The organism is Clostridium tagluense, from assembly GCF_003865095.1.
In the GTDB taxonomy this organism is placed as follows: Bacteria; Bacillota; Clostridia; order Clostridiales; family Clostridiaceae; genus Clostridium_AD; species Clostridium_AD tagluense.
This window is the reverse complement of the sequence record NZ_BHYK01000012.1, coordinates 95299-110578: the sequence shown is the minus strand read 5'-3', so window position 1 is coordinate 110578 and position 15280 is coordinate 95299. Positions and strand designations below refer to the sequence as shown.

The window sequence follows — 15280 nt, the reverse complement described above, 5'->3', positions numbered from 1 at the left end:
ATACATTACAATTTATTTGTTATTAAATTCCCAGATTCATATTTTTTAAGGCCTTTGTAGAACATAGTATAAGCTATTACTATCCATACTAATGCTACTCCTAAAACCTCTAAAAGCATAACAAGAGAAAACTCATTTATCACCTTTGCAGGTATATAAACCACAAAGGCTACTGGTATAACAGTATAAAGTATATACTTTACAGCATTACTAAATATGCCTTCTGGATAAATACTAAAACTTATGAAAAATTCTGTTGCAAGCTGTGCTAACCCTTCTGTGTTACCTGAATAAAAACTTAAGGCATGAAAGGTCACTAGTACTGAAGCTAATATTAAAGCACCTGTAATACAAAACAATAAAAACAATAAGAAACTTCTAACATGAAAACCTTTGATTATAAAAAATAAAATTACTCCATATAAGGTATCACCCCATGCGGATACTATAGTCTTAGAGCATAGTATATTAATAAGAGGATCTTTAGGTTGTAGCAGATAGCTATCTAACTCACCATTTATTATCATTCTTGTAATCTGATTTACATTACCAAAGACCACAAAACAAAGACCAAAACTAGTAGACATTAAGGCCCAAAGCATCATTTCATCCTTAAAACCATATCCACCAATGGTGCTTATATTTTCAAATAATATCCACCAAAAAAATATAAATGCTGAATTATTTAGTATCATACCAAAACATTGTACAAGAAAACTCATTCTGTATTCCATAACTGAAGATATATTAAATTTAAAATAATAACCCATTAGCTTTAAGCTCTTTTTAGCCTCCATTAACATTTAAATTCTTTGCCCCCTTCTTATATAAAGTCATAGCTAAAGTAAAAAATATTCCTAAATATAATAGTTGAATTGAAAATTGTTTATAAAAATTTGAAAGTGAAAAATCTACTGCAAGTTTTGCTGGCACATAAGTTACATAAGCAAAAGGTAGATACTTTGATACCTTTTGGAGCCAATCCGGAAAAAGTTCTATAGGCATAAGCATACCCCCTAAGGTAAATATTAGCTTTGAATAAATCCAAAAGAAAGCTGTATTGTCCTCAAACCAAAATGAGGTTAATGCTAACGTTATATAGATAAAAAAATTAATACAGCAGCCTACAATTAATGATAAAAATATAAAAGGGAGGTGCAGTACGTTAAAATTTTCCAAGGTCCCCCCATATATGAAACCTATAGAAAGTCCAATTATGCCATTAGTTAAAAGTTTTATGCCAATTTCACCTACAAAGTAGGAAAAGCAATAAATAACATAGTTATAAGGCTTGTTCAATAAGTAAGCTATGTTACCGCTCTTCACATCTTCATTTACTTGTACATGTATATCTGTTCTTGAAAGAGTAACAAGCTCCGTAACTATCAAGTACCAAATCATTGCATTTAAACTTAGCCCAACAATTGTACTACCCTTTTGCGCATATATATTTTTCCAAAGCATTAAATATATAAACATTATGAATACAAAAAATATATTTTTACTAAGAAAATTCCAAAAATACACCAAGCTATTAGACATTGTTATTTTAGATATTTGTCCATATTTAAGAAGTACCTTCATGCGTGTCTCCCTCCTTATTCAGCTTATAAATATGTGATATTATTTCCTCAAGTGGTGGCTCTGCTATGGTTATGTCATTCACCTTTCCGCATTTTATTAACTTAGTTAGCACCTGCTCTATATCTTGTTTTGATGTATCCACTTGAACCTTTATTGCATTTCCCTTATTTTTAATAATATTTAGTTCACAATTGTCTAGATTAACTATTTCATTATACTTAATCTGTATTATCTTCTTGTTTAAATAGTCATGCTTAAGGCTCTTAATTGTTTCGTTTAATACCACCTCACCATGATTTATAATGATTGCCCTTTTGCATAATTGTTCTATATCACCGGAATCATGAGAGGTTAGGAATATAGTGGTTTTTTCTTCCTTGTTAAGCTGCAATATAAGTTCTCGAATCTTCTGTTTTACAACCACATCCAGGCCTATGGTAGGCTCATCTAAAAATATAATCTCAGGTTCATGTAAAATAGATGCTGCAATCTCACAACGTATTCTTTGACCTAAAGAAAGTTTTCTCACAGGAACATCCATTAAGTCACCTATTTCAAAAATCTCCTTTAAGAGGTCTATTCTCTTTTGAAGCCTTACTTTATCCATTTCATAAATATTTCCCAGTAAATGAAAGCTATCAAGTGGTGGTAAGTGAAACCAAAGCTGTGACTTTTGTCCGAAAACTGTACCTATTTTATAAGACAATTCTTTTCTTTCAGTAGCTGGATTCATACCTAAGACTTCAATATTTCCTGAGGATGGATATAGTATGCCTGTCATCATTTTTATAGTAGTTGATTTTCCTGCTCCATTGGGCCCTATGAAAGCTAATATTTCTCCCTTTTCTACTTCAAAAGAAATATTATTGACGGCATCAATCTCTCGATAGCTTGGTGAAAAAATTGACTTAACGCTCCCTCGTAATCCTTGTTCCTTTGTTTTAACTTTAAAAGTTTTGCAAAGATTATCCACTTTTATTATGCTCATTTTTTAACATCTCCTTTTTTCAAAAAAAATAAAGCCCAAAAACAAATCTCTAGATTGAGACTCGTCCTTCAGGCTTTTTCCCTAAAAGTGTAGATATCATCCTGTATCGCTCGGACCAGACATTTTTTCAAACCGGAACCCTAGATACACTCTCACATTGAAGTAAATTATAGCATACTTTCTATATTTTACAAGTATATTTTTAAAATATTTTTTATAACCTTATTATTATCTTTGTTCCTTCAAAAACCTTGCTAAATACCTCTATCTCGCCGCTATGAATTTCAATAATTTCTTTGCTTATAGCCATTCCAAGACCAGATCCCTTGTGTCTTTCACCTGTGTTTGTAGCTCTATAATATCTATGAAACAGAGATTTTAAATCTTCCTGCGTAATTCCATTTCCATTATCCTTAATTTCTATTATCACACCTGATTTTTCACTTATATTTATATCCACTATAGTGTCTTTAGGATTATGAACTAATGCATTAAATAGAAAGTTATTTAATGCTCTTTTTATATATTTTTTATCGCAATTTACATATATTTTCTCTAAATCATAATCAATATTAATATTTCTATCACAATAAAGTGGATTATTCAAAATATCAATTACTGTTTCTCGTACAACCTCAATTATGTTTTCTCTTTCTATCTTAAGTGGAATTACTTTATTTTTGAATTTATATATTAGCGCAAGATCGTTAATTAATTCTTGAATATACTCTGCTTTGTTTATAATGATTTCTCCATATCTTTTAACATCACCATCATCTAACTGATAATCCTCACTTAATAAAAGCTGAGCATATCCATTAACCGATGATAGTGGAGTCTTTAAATCATGTGCAATATTTGCAATCCACTCTTCCTTTGTGTTCTCAAGATTTGTTCGCTCCTTCTCATTTTCTTCTAAATTTTTAGCCAATTTATTAATGTTTTTATTTACCTCATTGTAAACCCCTATTCTTTTAACGTTTTTAACATTAAATTTACCCTGTGATAGATTTTTAATATTATCTATAATATCTGCTATAGGAGTTGCTAGCTTTCTGCTAAATAAATAACCAACTAATATAGTTAAAATAAACGTTAAAATTATAAGTGCAATATAAAATATAATACTCTCCTGCGTAAATGAAAGTGGAAGTCTATACATCTTCCCCACTGGAAATCCTACAATTAAACTGTACCTTTGTCCATTCTTATTAAATACTTGCGAATAAATAGTAGACGGTTTTGGCATTTTCCATCCATTAAGAGTATAGTCTACAAGCTCCCCTGCCAAATACTCCCTTGGAATCTCCTTTGGCTTATTGATCTTATAAACCTCTTTATTAGAGCTATCTAAAACTTGAAGCCAAATATTATTATGGGTTAATGCTTTTATATCATCTTCCTTTAAATTAAAGCCTTGCTTCCCATTTATTAACTTCGCCCTGTATCCTTCCGAAAATTTTTCTCCATTAAATGTGAAGTTATAAAATCTATTTGAAAAAGAAAACCCCTTGTGAACCCCTAATAAATTTACTCCAAAAAATACAAATTGAATTAAAAATAAAACAATTACATTCCAAAATAAAAATTGCATTGTTAATTTTCTTTTCATACTATTCAACCACCAATTTATACCCTAATCCTCTTAAGGTCACTATATATTCTGGGTTACTTGGGTCATTCTCAATCTTTTCCCTCAAATGCCTTATATGTACCATTATAGTATTATCATATCCATCATAATCAAAGCCCCATATATTGGAGCATAAACTGTTTTTACTGAAAATTTTATTTGCATTTTTAACTAAAAACAATAATAATTGATATTCCTTGGCTGTTAAGGTTACTCTCTCTTTGCCCTTTAGTATTTCACCCTTTTCTTCATTTATAATAATGTTTCCAAATTGCAAATTCTTTTCTTTTACCTCTAGAGGTATATAGTTATTTCTTCTTAATTGTGCCTTTATCCTTAAAACTACTTCCTTTATATTAAAAGGCTTGGTAACATAATCATCTCCACCAGCTTCCAATCCATGAAGCTTGTCCTCATCTTCTCCTTTGGCTGTTAAAAATATTATAGGACAAAAGGAAAATTCCCTTATTTTATCACACACCATATATCCTTTAATATCTGGCATGTTAACATCAAGAAGTATTAAATCTGGATTCACTTCTTTTGCAGTTAATATACCATCTATTCCTGTAGCTGCTCTATAGATATTATTAAAGCCTTCCCTTTTTAATACTTCCTCAAACAAATTTAATAATTGCTCCTCATCATCTACAAGCAATATTTTTTTGTCTAACAATTCATCTTCTCTCATCAAAGTAAACACCCCGTTATTAACTTAATTTTTCTATATTATACCATATCCCTATATTACATCCTTGCTTTTAAAACTATGCATATCCAAGAAAAAAATAATTATAAATATCAAGCTGCTAATAAGAAGTAAGGGTAATACTTGTGTTAACTTCTTAAGACCTCCTTGTACTAAGGCTAATGGATAAGTCCAGGGTGCATATTTCCAATAGCTTGATTGAACTATTATCATTGAGGAAAGAACAAATGCCATGGCAACGCCTATTGGCAATGCCAATGAATTAAATCTATTTGATAAAAAGAATAATAGTGCTACAAAAGGTTGAATAGTTATAAATATATATATTACATTTACAAGCATTTCTACTGGAATCATTCCCTTAGCGCAAAGGAAATATGCTGCTATGGTATACTGCGCTAAATATGATACTAAAGCTACTATAAGTACTAAAAGCACCACTAAGTATTTTATTAAATAAACTGTTCCCCTCTTTACAGGCATAACTAAAATCTGTTTCCAACCATTATTTAAATTTTCTATCCTGCCCATCATTAATATCACATACATCATTAAAACAGGTAATAATACTCCTATAAACATGTGCAGTGAACTTGCTGCTAACCCCTCCCAAGGAGTAATTTGTGGCATCTTAAGCTTAAAAAAACTATAGAATTTCACACCTAATAAAATTACTAATGCCGGTGCTAAAATTGCCATTTCAAAAATTGGTATCCTTTTTAACTTTAATAATTCAGCCTTTAAAAGTTTCATAATATGCCTCCTATTAATAACTCTGTTTTTTATTGAAATATATCACTGCAGAAAATAATCCTATAAAGATTAAAACTACTGACATTATGATTTGCAAACTTAAATTTGCTTTAGTTAATCCATCAGAAAAAGATGCAAAGGAGTATGGATTATATTTGCTTATACTTATTCCTCTATAAAATAAATCTGAAGAAACAATGGTTATAATTGCAGCTACTCCTATTGATTTTAAAACATTTTTATTTTTTATTGTAATATATAAATGTATTGTCATAACTCCTGCAACTGATATAAATTGAATAAAAAACATTTTCACAAAATACCTGCTATTAATAGCTTCGGGAAAACCTACGATTTTTCCTACTACAATTAATGATAAGCTATTTATAATTAACATAATGCTCATAAATATTAAGCTTGCTACGAACTTTGATATAACAATTTTCCCCCTTGCAACTGGGTAAGTTAATGACAATGTCCACCCATTATTCTTATACTCACTATCAAACAAAGAAGAAATTATTATAGCTCCAAATAAAGGCAAGTACTCTTTAAAAAATACCATTTTTTGCTCTAATAATAACATTGACCAAGATGTAATACCTTTTTTTAATGCAAGTGGATAAAGATAACTTTCATATCTTATACCAAAGTCAATGGCCAGTAGCACTGAAGTGAAAATTGGTATAGCTATAACCATAAAAATTAACATGCTTCTCCTCTGTTTATAGATATCATTAATTATTAATCTTACTAACATACCTCTTCCTCCATCATTAATGACAAAAACATGTCCTCTAAAGATTTACCCTCATCAGACAAGTAATTAACATCAAATCCTGCTAAAACAAGTTCTCTACATAACTTTGATGGTGATAAACTTTCACCACTAACCAACAATTTACCCTTTTCTTCTTTAACTCTATACCTTCTTTTAATAAGCAGTTCTAAAGCTTCTACTTTATTTGAAACCCCTACTAGTATTTTTGAGTTATTATTTTTCCTTAAGCTTTCTATAGTACCTTGATATATAAGCTCACCCTTTTTAATTATCCCAACTTCATCTGCCATTAGTTCTATTTCACTTAAAATATGACTTGAGATTATTACAGTAATACCTTTTTCCCCTGATAATGATTTAATTAACTCTCGAATTTCTTGAATACCAGAAGGATCTAATCCATTAGTTGGCTCATCTAAAATTATGAGCTTTGGATTTCCCATTAAAGCCTGTGCTATTCCTAATCTCTGCTTCATACCTAATGAAAATTCCTTTACTTTCTTATTTCTAACTTCAGATAAACCCACAAGAGCTAGCACCCTATCAATCTCTGTTTTATTAAGCTTTAAAACCACTCTAGTTATTTCTAAGTTTTCATAAGAGGTTAAATGTTCATAATAAGAAGGCGTTTCAACTAAAGCACCAATATCTCTTAAAATTTCCTCCCGCTTACCTTTAATATTTTTCCCGAAAACAATTACTTCACCGGAAGTTGCTTTAATAAGTCCTAATAACATTCTTATAGTAGTAGATTTCCCTGCTCCATTTGGTCCTAAGAATCCATAAATCGTTCCTTCTTTAACTTTTAACTCTATACCATTTACCGCTTTAAAATTCTTAAAGCTTTTTATTAAGTCCTTAGTCTCTACAATATAATTACTCATACTTCCATACCCCCGCTCTAATCTTTCTATCCCTTAAGTTATTATTTAGCTTGTACTTTCTTATCATTAAATCTCATTAAAGCTACATATGAAATGTACATTACTACTCCGCCCATATACACATCATATAAATGCATTCCTGTAAATCTATCTATTGTAGATGTTGCTGACCCCATTAACATTACCACTATTAAAGATTTAAATAATTTTTTCATTTTAATTTCTCCTCTCAATTACCTTATGTACTTATAGTAACTCTTAGAGTTTAAGTTATTATTTAGCTAACCTTAATTCCAGCTTAATTTTAATATTCAAGTATTTTTTTAAGTTAAGTTGAAATACTATAACCGTATTATTAAAGATTAAAGGAGGACTTATCATGGAAAAGAATGCAAGACAACACGTTGAAGATGTATATCACAAACTTCAAACTTCAAGAACTAGTCTTACTGAAGCCATAAGCACAGTAGAAAAGGAAGAAAACAGACAACAAATTCAGAATACCCTTAATGCTGTGCAATCCGCATTACAGACAGCTACTGATACACTTTCAAATTACACAGAGTAAAAAATAGATAAAAAGGTCAGCAATAGCTGGCCTTTATTTTATGTCCATAAATCTTTCATAGACCTCTTCTTTTTTCCTTAAATCTTCTTCTGAATATCTTCAATTCCTAGGAGTAACATTTTTATATCCATTCAAAATCATTTGTGCTCTTTTCTTTTTAAATCCTATAACTAAGAATGGATCAATAACAGCATTATGTTCTAATGTAAATATATAATATTAACCCATTTTTTATTGCGAAGATAGCCTATGACATCTCCAAGGGTTTCAAATTTAAATCATGCTTTATTTGAAACGCTGAATAATTCTAAAAATGTATAGGTAATAAATTGTATAATTATTAGAACTATTGCAAATTACTAATTAGGTAAATTCCTTTATTCGCAAAATTAAGAAAAATCGTTTTATGTCGAAATCGTGTTATAATTATAATTATAAAATATAAAAGGGGGTATGACTTATGGATAATAAGTTATCAAAAAATGCATATGGTGGCGTAGCTGGTAAAGACTACGTTCCCTACGTTTCAAGTGGTTCTAAATCTGGTGGAAACGTTGCCGTACTAATAATCGGTATTATTTTAGCTGTAATATTTTCAGCATCAACTGCCTATTCAGGTATGAAATCAGGGCTTACAGTTGCCGCTGGTATACCAGGTTCTATAATAGGTTCCGCATTTATAGCTGCATTTGCAAAGCAAAAAGGTATCCTTGGAAAAAACTTAGTTCAAGGTATGGCAAGCGGTGGAGAATCCGTTGCTAGTGGTATAATATTCGTTTTACCAGCAATTCTTTTAATAGGTGCTAAAGTTACTTTCTTAGAAGGTTTTGTTGTTGGCGTAGGTGGAGTTTTATTCGGTATCGGAGTAGCTTCTCTTGTTTACAATTACTTAATGATTGAAGAACACGGTAAATTAATGTATCCTGAGTCAATGGCTATATCTGAAACACTTGTCGCTTCAGAAGGTGCTGGAGAATCAATGAAGTTCATGGGAATAGGTTTCGGAATAGGTGGTATTATAACTGTTGTAACTAGTTCATTTTTAAATGTAACTAATAACGTTATAAGCTATGTAAACGAAACTTTTTACAAGTGGAAATTTGAAGTTGAAGTTAACCCTCTATTATTAGGTATAGGATTCATAGTTGGTTTAGAGGTTTCTGTAGCTATGTTTGCTGGTTCTTTATTATCTAACTTCGGTATTATGCCTTTAATAGGTTACTTCTCAAACCTTGGAAGAGATGGTGCAACTGTATGGAATAATCCGAATGTTGCTATAAACGCTATGCAAGTTAAACATATCGCTGGTAGTTATGTAAAATATATCGGTGCTGGTATGATGCTTTCTGGTGGTTTAATAGGTGCTATAAAACTTATACCTACTATAATATCTTCCATAAAAGAAACTATGAATGCTAAGGATTCAAATAGTGGTAGTGGCTCATCTGCTGGAACCCTAATGTTATTTGGTGGAGTAGTAGTATGTTTCATAGGTGGTTTCGTGATATCTGGTGGTAATATAGCAATGGCTATATTTGCTTCTATTTTATCATTATTCTTATCATTACTATTTGTTATAGTTTCTGGTCGTTTAACTGGTACTATAGGAACTTCAAACCTTCCTGTATCCGGTATGACTATAGCTTCTATAGTTATTGTAACATTATTATTTGTTGCAATGGGATGGAAAAATCCTGGAAACAACAAATCATTACTTTTATTTGGTACATTTATAGTTACCGCTATATCTGTGGCTGGAGGTTACGCTCAATCACAAAAGGTTACTTTCATTGTAGGTGGTAACAAAAATGAAATGGATAAGTACTTTGCTATATCTGGTATAGTTGGTGTTATAGTAGTTATTGGTACTATATTATTACTTTCAAGCCAACTTGCAATAACTGGTGATAATGTTCCATTTGCACTACCTCAAGCTAACTTAATGTCAACATTAACTGCTGGTATAATGTCAGGTAAATTACCTTGGGTTATGATCATCGTTGGTGCTGCTATGGGAGTTGTTTTATTCTTATTAAAACTTCCTGTAATGACAGTGGCTATAGGATTCTATTTACCAATAGCTACAACTTCTATAATATTAATAGGTGCATTAGTTCGTTTATTTGTAGAAAAAACTTCTAAATCTGAAAAAGAAAAAGAAGTTAAAATTTCTAATGGTATAAGTTTATCTTCTGGACTTGTTGCCGGTGGGTCTATAATAGGACTTATAGGTATAATACTTCGATTAAAGTTTTTTAAGGATAATGCACCAAGTGGATTTACTGCTTCTAATGGAATGGCAATTATAATATTAGTAGGTCTAATATTAGCTACTATAATACCTATAGTAAAAAGTAAGGTAAAAAATGCCAATCAATAACGAAGAGGTTTTAAATATAATATATAAGATCTCTGACAATTTCCAATATGAAGTGGATAAAGGCAATATTGTGACTATACTTGAAAAACAAGATCATAAATTCCAAAAATTCTTTAGAAAACTTAAATTCAGAATTCCAGAGTATAAAAAAATTTCTTTAGATGAATATGGAAGTTGTGTGTTTTTACAGATAGATGGCAATAAAACTGTAAAAGATATTGGAGAAAGTCTAGAATCAAAGTATGGTGATAAAGTTCAACCACTTTATGAAAGATTATTGTTGTTTTTAAACCATATCGACGTTAATTGTCACTATATAAAAAAAATAAATTTCTAATACAAAGGGTCTGCTGCACTAAGAAATTAGTGTAGCAGTTTTTTTTGCAAAAAAACACGATTCCCGGGCCAAAAGGCTCCAGGAAAAGCTATGAAATATATTTATGAAAATGAATAATTCTACAGGCAAAACCGAAACTGCATATAAAAGAGATATTAATTTAATTTCAACCTCTCCGTAGTTTTCCCTCTTATGTTATAGTACAATTACAGTGTCTTGAATAAATCATCAAAACAGTTAAGCTTGAAAAATTAGTGATGTTTAAATTTTACAACTTTAGGAAATATAATTGTTATCCACCACGCAATCTTAAAAGGGGGTTATTTTGTTTTGGGATACGACATTATAGACATTATAGATAAAGCTATAGCCATTGCATATAAACGAGAAGTTCTTTACACAGAAATTAGTAAGCAACCCAACCTCCCTCCTGCTGTAAAGGTATTATCTAAGGTTTTAGCTTACAATGTAGATAAAATTGTTCTTTACTACCAAAAACTAAAAAAAGAAATCACTGATGATGAAGCTGAAAAAATTGACTTTTCAATATATGATAAAATTTCATTTTTAATAAGTCAATTTAATTTAAGAGTATATTCTACTAATGCTACAACGCCTAAAGAATTTCTGAGTTTTTCTATTAATTCTGAAAAAGAAATATTAGCCTTATTTCTTGACATACAAGGAAGATTGATTACAAATAGCAATGGCACAACCTCCAAAGCATATGTATCATTGTCTAGTATTATTAAAGCTAAAACTAATCTTATTCACGACTTAGAAAGTCATAGTTAATCTTTGACTATAATAATAAAAGACTAATTGCAGATTTTGCAATTAGTCTTTTATTACTTTTTAATAGGAAAGTAATTCTCTGGCGTTACATCGTTAATAATTTTAAATTCATATCCATTATCCTTATAGAATTTTATTACTCTAGGTAGTACCTTACAAGTATTTTTATGCATATAGTCACAATGCATAAGCAATATTATAGGATGCTCTGTAATTGTAGTTTTTGTAGCTTCTCTATACAGCTGCTCTGTAGGAGTTCTAAAATTTACTCCATCAGACATAATAGCATTCCAATCGTATATTTTAAAATTACAACTATGAAGTTGCTCTAAAAAAGGCCCATTTAAATGTTTTCTACTGCCAAAAGGGAATCTTATTATTGTTGGTTTAATTCCCGTTAGGGAATTAATTTCATCCTGAGTTTGTAGCATCTCATCTATAAATGCTTTTCTACTAGAATATATTTTCTTATATGTATGGGTATAAGTATGTAGCCCCATACTATGGCCTTCATCATATATTCTTTTTACCACCGCTTCTTGACCTTTAATTTGATTCCCTATAAGAAAAAAAGTAGCCTTTACATTATTTTCGTCAAGTATATCTAACACTTTATCTGTCAGAACACTAGGTCCATCATCAAAGGTTAAATATATTACTTTTTCCTTGTCTTTACTTAAATTAGAATATGCTAATGTTTTTTGACTACCTAATAAACAACAATTAACAATTATATAAAATAACCCAATTAATAAAACTATAAACCTAGTTGAACCTTTCTTTTTCATGTTTTCTCCTTCTTAAATTTAATTATAAATATATTGCTACGTTTAAGTACATAGCCTTATAACTTATTATTATCAAAAGTATCCTATATAACAAGTGGAAATTAATGCAATGCACCTAAAAAATCATGGCTTAGTGTTAAAAGAATCAAAGAAAATTTTAGAGAACCTTTTATGTAAGAAAGAAAATTATCTAAATGCCTATTGATTTTTTGATAATTTATTAAATTTGTATTTAAAAAATATAAACATAAGCAATGCATCTATTGCCCATTGTAGCGTTGTAATCCACCATACTGCTGTAACTGGATACTTTAAAAGATGTATAAAATAGTATGTTAATGGTAATCTTATAACCCAACTTGTAAAACAAGAAATTAAAAAGGGACTCTTAACGTCTCCTAATCCTTTTAATGCACCTGCAAAGACTAGGGATGTCCCTATAAACGGTTGCTCCGCTGCTCCTATAGCAAGACACCGCCCAGCTAAATAAGCAACTTTTTTTTCTTTTTCACTAACAAAAAAATTCACCAAAATATTTGGCATAAATAAGAATATCATTGCGAATATACTCATCATAAATAAAGCATAAAAAGCACAATTAAAAGTAGCCGATTTTGCTTTTTTATAATCCCTTTTCCCTATATTATGTCCTACTAAAGTAATAACCGCCATACCAAATCCAATACCAGGCATAACTGAAATTCCCTCTATCATATTAGCTATTTCATCAGCTGCAAAGGAAACACTGCCAGATTTAATTATAATAGCAACACATATCAATTTGCTAATGCTAAAGGTCGCTTCTTCCAATGAACAAGGAATAGCTAATCTTAATATTTTTTTAATATCACTATTTTTAATCTTAAGATTAAAAATAGTTTTAAAATTTATTTTTGCCTTAATAACAGTATTGTAAAAAGAAAAAACAAAACCACATAAATAAGCAATTGTAGAAGCTATCGCAGCTCCTTCTATCCCCCTCGCCTTAAACATAACACCAAAAATGAACAAATAATTGAAAAATATTTTAAATGAAAATACAATTAAAGAACATATGAATGGTATAAAAGTGTTTCCGTATCCTATTAGAACAGAATTTAAAAGCCGCATATTCATACAAAAGAATAAGGCTATAGAATTAATTCTTATAAATGAATATCCTATTTGTAAAATTTCATTCCTAGCTCCAAGTATATAAAGGAGTTCTTTTCCAAAATAAAAAAATAAAATTGTAATAATTAAACAAATACTAGCACCTAAAATAAATCCTAATACGGCAAATTTTCCAGCAATTTCATACTGCTTTGCACCTACTAGTCTAGACACTAGTGAAACAATACTTATACAAACTCCCCCAAAAATAAATATACCTATAAATGCATTTGTTAAACTATTACTTATCCCCACTGCACTTACTGCTATATTCCCACCATATTTCCCAATCATCATTAAATCGAAAATAGACATTAAAGTATATATTGTTATCTCCGCAACTACAGGCAGGGAGGTATTGAGAACTTCATTAGTTGTATATTCCTTCGCCATACATAAGCTACCTCACAAAATTAATTACCATTATTAAGTATATTAATAAAATTCATTTTGATGAACAATTCTCCAACATTTGAAATTAATTCATCATTTATTTTTGCAATAAATCTTATTAATGTGGAATACTAACTTAGTGCTTATTTTTTGTTTCAAATAATTCGGAGGTGTATAAATTCATGAAAAAACACATTTTCAAAGCTGGTATTTTCACTGTTATTTTGTCTTTTGTTTTACTATTGAATTTGTTTTTTTATAAATTCAATGATTTTTACACAAATAAAAATATAACTATTCCTACAATGGCTTTATTACCTCCTGATAAAACTGAAATTACACAGGTGATAAAAAATATTTATAATGATCGTTGTTCCATGTTTATTACTAAAGATCTTACTAATCTTCCTAGTTATTATGATTCTTCTCAAAAGCTTGGAAAGTGGAGCTTAGGGCATGAAGTTAAAAGATTAAATTATTTTAATGATTGGTCAAGTCAAAGAGGCATGAATTTTACAAAAGTTGAATCTACTCCAAGTGTTAGAAGAATAACTACAACCAAAAGAGGCCTCAGCTTATTGGTGGACGAATATTATAAATTTGAATACACTTATAAAAATGATATAACTCCTACTTCAAATGTTTTTGGAGTAGGGCTAACACACTCCATGGATCTAATAAAAAAGGATGAAAAATGGATAATTTATTCCGATTGGTATTTAGATTGTTTTGAAGATGCTTTAAAATCTTATATCGGAGAATTAAAAAACTTTAAACTTGATGCTGACAAAAAAACTATTTATAATCTAGGTATTTGTCCTAAAATACCATCTGAGGTAAAAGTTGTTCCAAAAGGTGCATACGACAAAATAAATGCGGTTAAATATGCGGATAAATACTGTGGAATACCCTGGGCAAGCGGAAATCCAACAAAATATAATAAAAAATACACAAACTATACCGGCAATGGAGGCAATTGCACTAATTATGTATCTCAATCAATTGGAGATAGTGAAGGTGGCAAACTAGGATTTGATAGTATTTGGAAATGTACTTACAAAAAATATGGTGGAGCTGACGGAAGCTCAGCATGGGTTAATGCTGATGCCTTTAAAAATTATTTACTTTATAGTGGCAGAGGGAAGCTACTGGGTAAAGGGACATTTAACCAGTTAATTTCTCCCCTTACTGGCTATCCCTGTGGTGCAATGCAAAAACTAGATATAGGAGATCTTATTTGTTATGCCAAAGGTAGTGATATAGATCATTTTGCTATAGTTACAGGTTTTGACTCTCATGGATACCCTCTTGTTAACACACACACCATTGATAGATATCATGTGCCTTGGGATTTAGGCTGGGGAGATAAAAATATTAATTTTTACTTAATACATTTAAAATAAGGGTGCCAAATTTGGCACCCTTATTTTTAGCCGTGTTATATACGAGTATATTCGCATCTGTTATATAATATTTAATTCTTATACATCAATTCCATTGATTTAATAATTATTATCATATATTAATGCATATTA

At 30.0% G+C, this 15280-nt stretch carries 16 protein-coding genes; 5 read left to right on the top strand and 11 right to left on the bottom strand.

The window, feature by feature from the left end:
* Positions 1-5 precede the first annotated feature (5 nt).
* From Ctaglu_RS12435 to Ctaglu_RS25210, 9 genes are all read right to left on the bottom strand, one after another.
* Entirely contained in the window at positions 6-803 is a 798-nt protein-coding gene (locus Ctaglu_RS12435) for an ABC transporter permease (RefSeq protein WP_125002100.1), read from the bottom strand.
* A complete protein-coding gene (locus tag Ctaglu_RS12430) occupies positions 787-1584 on the bottom strand; it encodes an ABC transporter permease (RefSeq protein ID WP_125002098.1) in 798 nt (265 codons plus the stop codon). The genes Ctaglu_RS12435 and Ctaglu_RS12430 overlap by 17 nt, the downstream gene beginning before the upstream one ends.
* Positions 1568-2572: an ABC transporter ATP-binding protein gene (locus Ctaglu_RS12425; protein ID WP_125002096.1), complete on the bottom strand. Its 1005-nt coding sequence runs from the start codon at positions 2570-2572 to the stop codon at positions 1568-1570. Before Ctaglu_RS12425 ends, Ctaglu_RS12430 begins: the two co-directional genes overlap by 17 nt.
* Positions 2573-2786: 214 nt before the next feature.
* Positions 2787-4184, bottom strand: a complete 1398-nt coding sequence (locus Ctaglu_RS12420) for a sensor histidine kinase (protein WP_125002094.1) — start codon at positions 4182-4184, stop codon at positions 2787-2789.
* A 1-nt stretch (position 4185) separates the two neighbouring features.
* Positions 4186-4896, bottom strand: a complete 711-nt coding sequence (locus Ctaglu_RS12415; protein ID WP_125002137.1) for a response regulator transcription factor — start codon at positions 4894-4896, stop codon at positions 4186-4188.
* Between the two features lie 51 nt (positions 4897-4947).
* Positions 4948-5667, bottom strand: coding sequence for an ABC transporter permease (locus tag Ctaglu_RS12410; RefSeq protein WP_125002092.1), 720 nt, complete (start codon positions 5665-5667; stop codon positions 4948-4950).
* Positions 5668-5680: 13 nt separating this feature from the next.
* Positions 5681-6427: an ABC transporter permease gene (locus Ctaglu_RS12405; RefSeq protein ID WP_125002090.1), complete on the bottom strand. Its 747-nt coding sequence runs from the start codon at positions 6425-6427 to the stop codon at positions 5681-5683.
* The gene (locus Ctaglu_RS12400) at positions 6421-7332 is read right to left on the bottom strand and encodes an ABC transporter ATP-binding protein (RefSeq protein WP_125002088.1); all 912 of its coding nucleotides are present in this window, start codon (positions 7330-7332) and stop codon (positions 6421-6423) included. Before Ctaglu_RS12400 ends, Ctaglu_RS12405 begins: the two co-directional genes overlap by 7 nt.
* A 41-nt stretch (positions 7333-7373) precedes the next feature.
* A complete protein-coding gene (locus tag Ctaglu_RS25210) occupies positions 7374-7547 on the bottom strand; it encodes a hypothetical protein (protein ID WP_185732694.1) in 174 nt (57 codons plus the stop codon).
* Between the two features lie 164 nt (positions 7548-7711).
* On the opposite strand from Ctaglu_RS25210, the gene Ctaglu_RS12395 reads away from it, so the two are divergent.
* The 4 genes from Ctaglu_RS12395 to Ctaglu_RS12380 all read left to right on the top strand — a co-directional run bounded on the left by Ctaglu_RS12395 (position 7712) and on the right by Ctaglu_RS12380 (position 11412).
* Positions 7712-7900 carry an EscE/YscE/SsaE family type III secretion system needle protein co-chaperone gene (locus Ctaglu_RS12395; protein ID WP_125002086.1) on the top strand — a complete coding sequence of 63 codons (189 nt, stop codon included), beginning with the start codon at positions 7712-7714 and terminating at the stop codon, positions 7898-7900.
* A 460-nt stretch (positions 7901-8360) separates the two neighbouring features.
* On the top strand, positions 8361-10280 hold the full coding sequence (locus Ctaglu_RS12390; RefSeq protein ID WP_125002084.1) for an OPT family oligopeptide transporter: 1920 nt from the start codon (positions 8361-8363) through the stop codon (positions 10278-10280).
* On the top strand, positions 10267-10617 hold the full coding sequence (locus tag Ctaglu_RS12385; protein ID WP_125002082.1) for a PqqD family peptide modification chaperone: 351 nt from the start codon (positions 10267-10269) through the stop codon (positions 10615-10617). Before Ctaglu_RS12390 ends, Ctaglu_RS12385 begins: the two co-directional genes overlap by 14 nt.
* A 330-nt stretch (positions 10618-10947) precedes the next feature.
* Positions 10948-11412: a hypothetical protein gene (locus Ctaglu_RS12380; RefSeq protein WP_125002080.1), complete on the top strand. Its 465-nt coding sequence runs from the start codon at positions 10948-10950 to the stop codon at positions 11410-11412.
* 53 nt (positions 11413-11465) lie between these two features.
* On the opposite strand, the gene Ctaglu_RS12375 is transcribed toward Ctaglu_RS12380, so the two are convergent.
* Complete coding sequence (locus Ctaglu_RS12375) at positions 11466-12200, bottom strand: polysaccharide deacetylase family protein (protein WP_125002078.1); 735 nt, start codon at positions 12198-12200, stop codon at positions 11466-11468.
* Between the two features lie 198 nt (positions 12201-12398).
* Positions 12399-13745: an MATE family efflux transporter gene (locus Ctaglu_RS12370; protein ID WP_125002076.1), complete on the bottom strand. Its 1347-nt coding sequence runs from the start codon at positions 13743-13745 to the stop codon at positions 12399-12401.
* A gap of 182 nt (positions 13746-13927) precedes the next feature.
* On the opposite strand from Ctaglu_RS12370, the gene Ctaglu_RS12365 reads away from it, so the two are divergent.
* Positions 13928-15148 (top strand): amidase domain-containing protein, encoded by a 1221-nt coding sequence (locus Ctaglu_RS12365; protein WP_125002074.1) that lies wholly within the window; start codon positions 13928-13930, stop codon positions 15146-15148.
* Positions 15149-15280: the final 132 nt, after the last annotated feature.

Coding starts and splice junctions, on each gene's coding strand:
- Ctaglu_RS12435 (WP_125002100.1), bottom strand. CDS start 803: ATGTTAATGGAGGCTAAAAAGAGCTTAAAGCTAATGGGTTATTATTTT.
- Ctaglu_RS12430 (WP_125002098.1), bottom strand. CDS start 1,584: ATGAAGGTACTTCTTAAATATGGACAAATATCTAAAATAACAATGTCT.
- Ctaglu_RS12425 (WP_125002096.1), bottom strand. CDS start 2,572: ATGAGCATAATAAAAGTGGATAATCTTTGCAAAACTTTTAAAGTTAAA.
- Ctaglu_RS12420 (WP_125002094.1), bottom strand. CDS start 4,184: ATGAAAAGAAAATTAACAATGCAATTTTTATTTTGGAATGTAATTGTT.
- Ctaglu_RS12415 (WP_125002137.1), bottom strand. CDS start 4,896: ATGAGAGAAGATGAATTGTTAGACAAAAAAATATTGCTTGTAGATGAT.
- Ctaglu_RS12410 (WP_125002092.1), bottom strand. CDS start 5,667: ATGAAACTTTTAAAGGCTGAATTATTAAAGTTAAAAAGGATACCAATT.
- Ctaglu_RS12405 (WP_125002090.1), bottom strand. CDS start 6,427: ATGTTAGTAAGATTAATAATTAATGATATCTATAAACAGAGGAGAAGC.
- Ctaglu_RS12400 (WP_125002088.1), bottom strand. CDS start 7,332: ATGAGTAATTATATTGTAGAGACTAAGGACTTAATAAAAAGCTTTAAG.
- Ctaglu_RS25210 (WP_185732694.1), bottom strand. CDS start 7,547: ATGAAAAAATTATTTAAATCTTTAATAGTGGTAATGTTAATGGGGTCA.
- Ctaglu_RS12395 (WP_125002086.1), top strand. CDS start 7,712: ATGGAAAAGAATGCAAGACAACACGTTGAAGATGTATATCACAAACTT.
- Ctaglu_RS12390 (WP_125002084.1), top strand. CDS start 8,361: ATGGATAATAAGTTATCAAAAAATGCATATGGTGGCGTAGCTGGTAAA.
- Ctaglu_RS12385 (WP_125002082.1), top strand. CDS start 10,267: ATGCCAATCAATAACGAAGAGGTTTTAAATATAATATATAAGATCTCT.
- Ctaglu_RS12375 (WP_125002078.1), bottom strand. CDS start 12,200: ATGAAAAAGAAAGGTTCAACTAGGTTTATAGTTTTATTAATTGGGTTA.
- Ctaglu_RS12370 (WP_125002076.1), bottom strand. CDS start 13,745: ATGGCGAAGGAATATACAACTAATGAAGTTCTCAATACCTCCCTGCCT.
- Ctaglu_RS12365 (WP_125002074.1), top strand. CDS start 13,928: ATGAAAAAACACATTTTCAAAGCTGGTATTTTCACTGTTATTTTGTCT.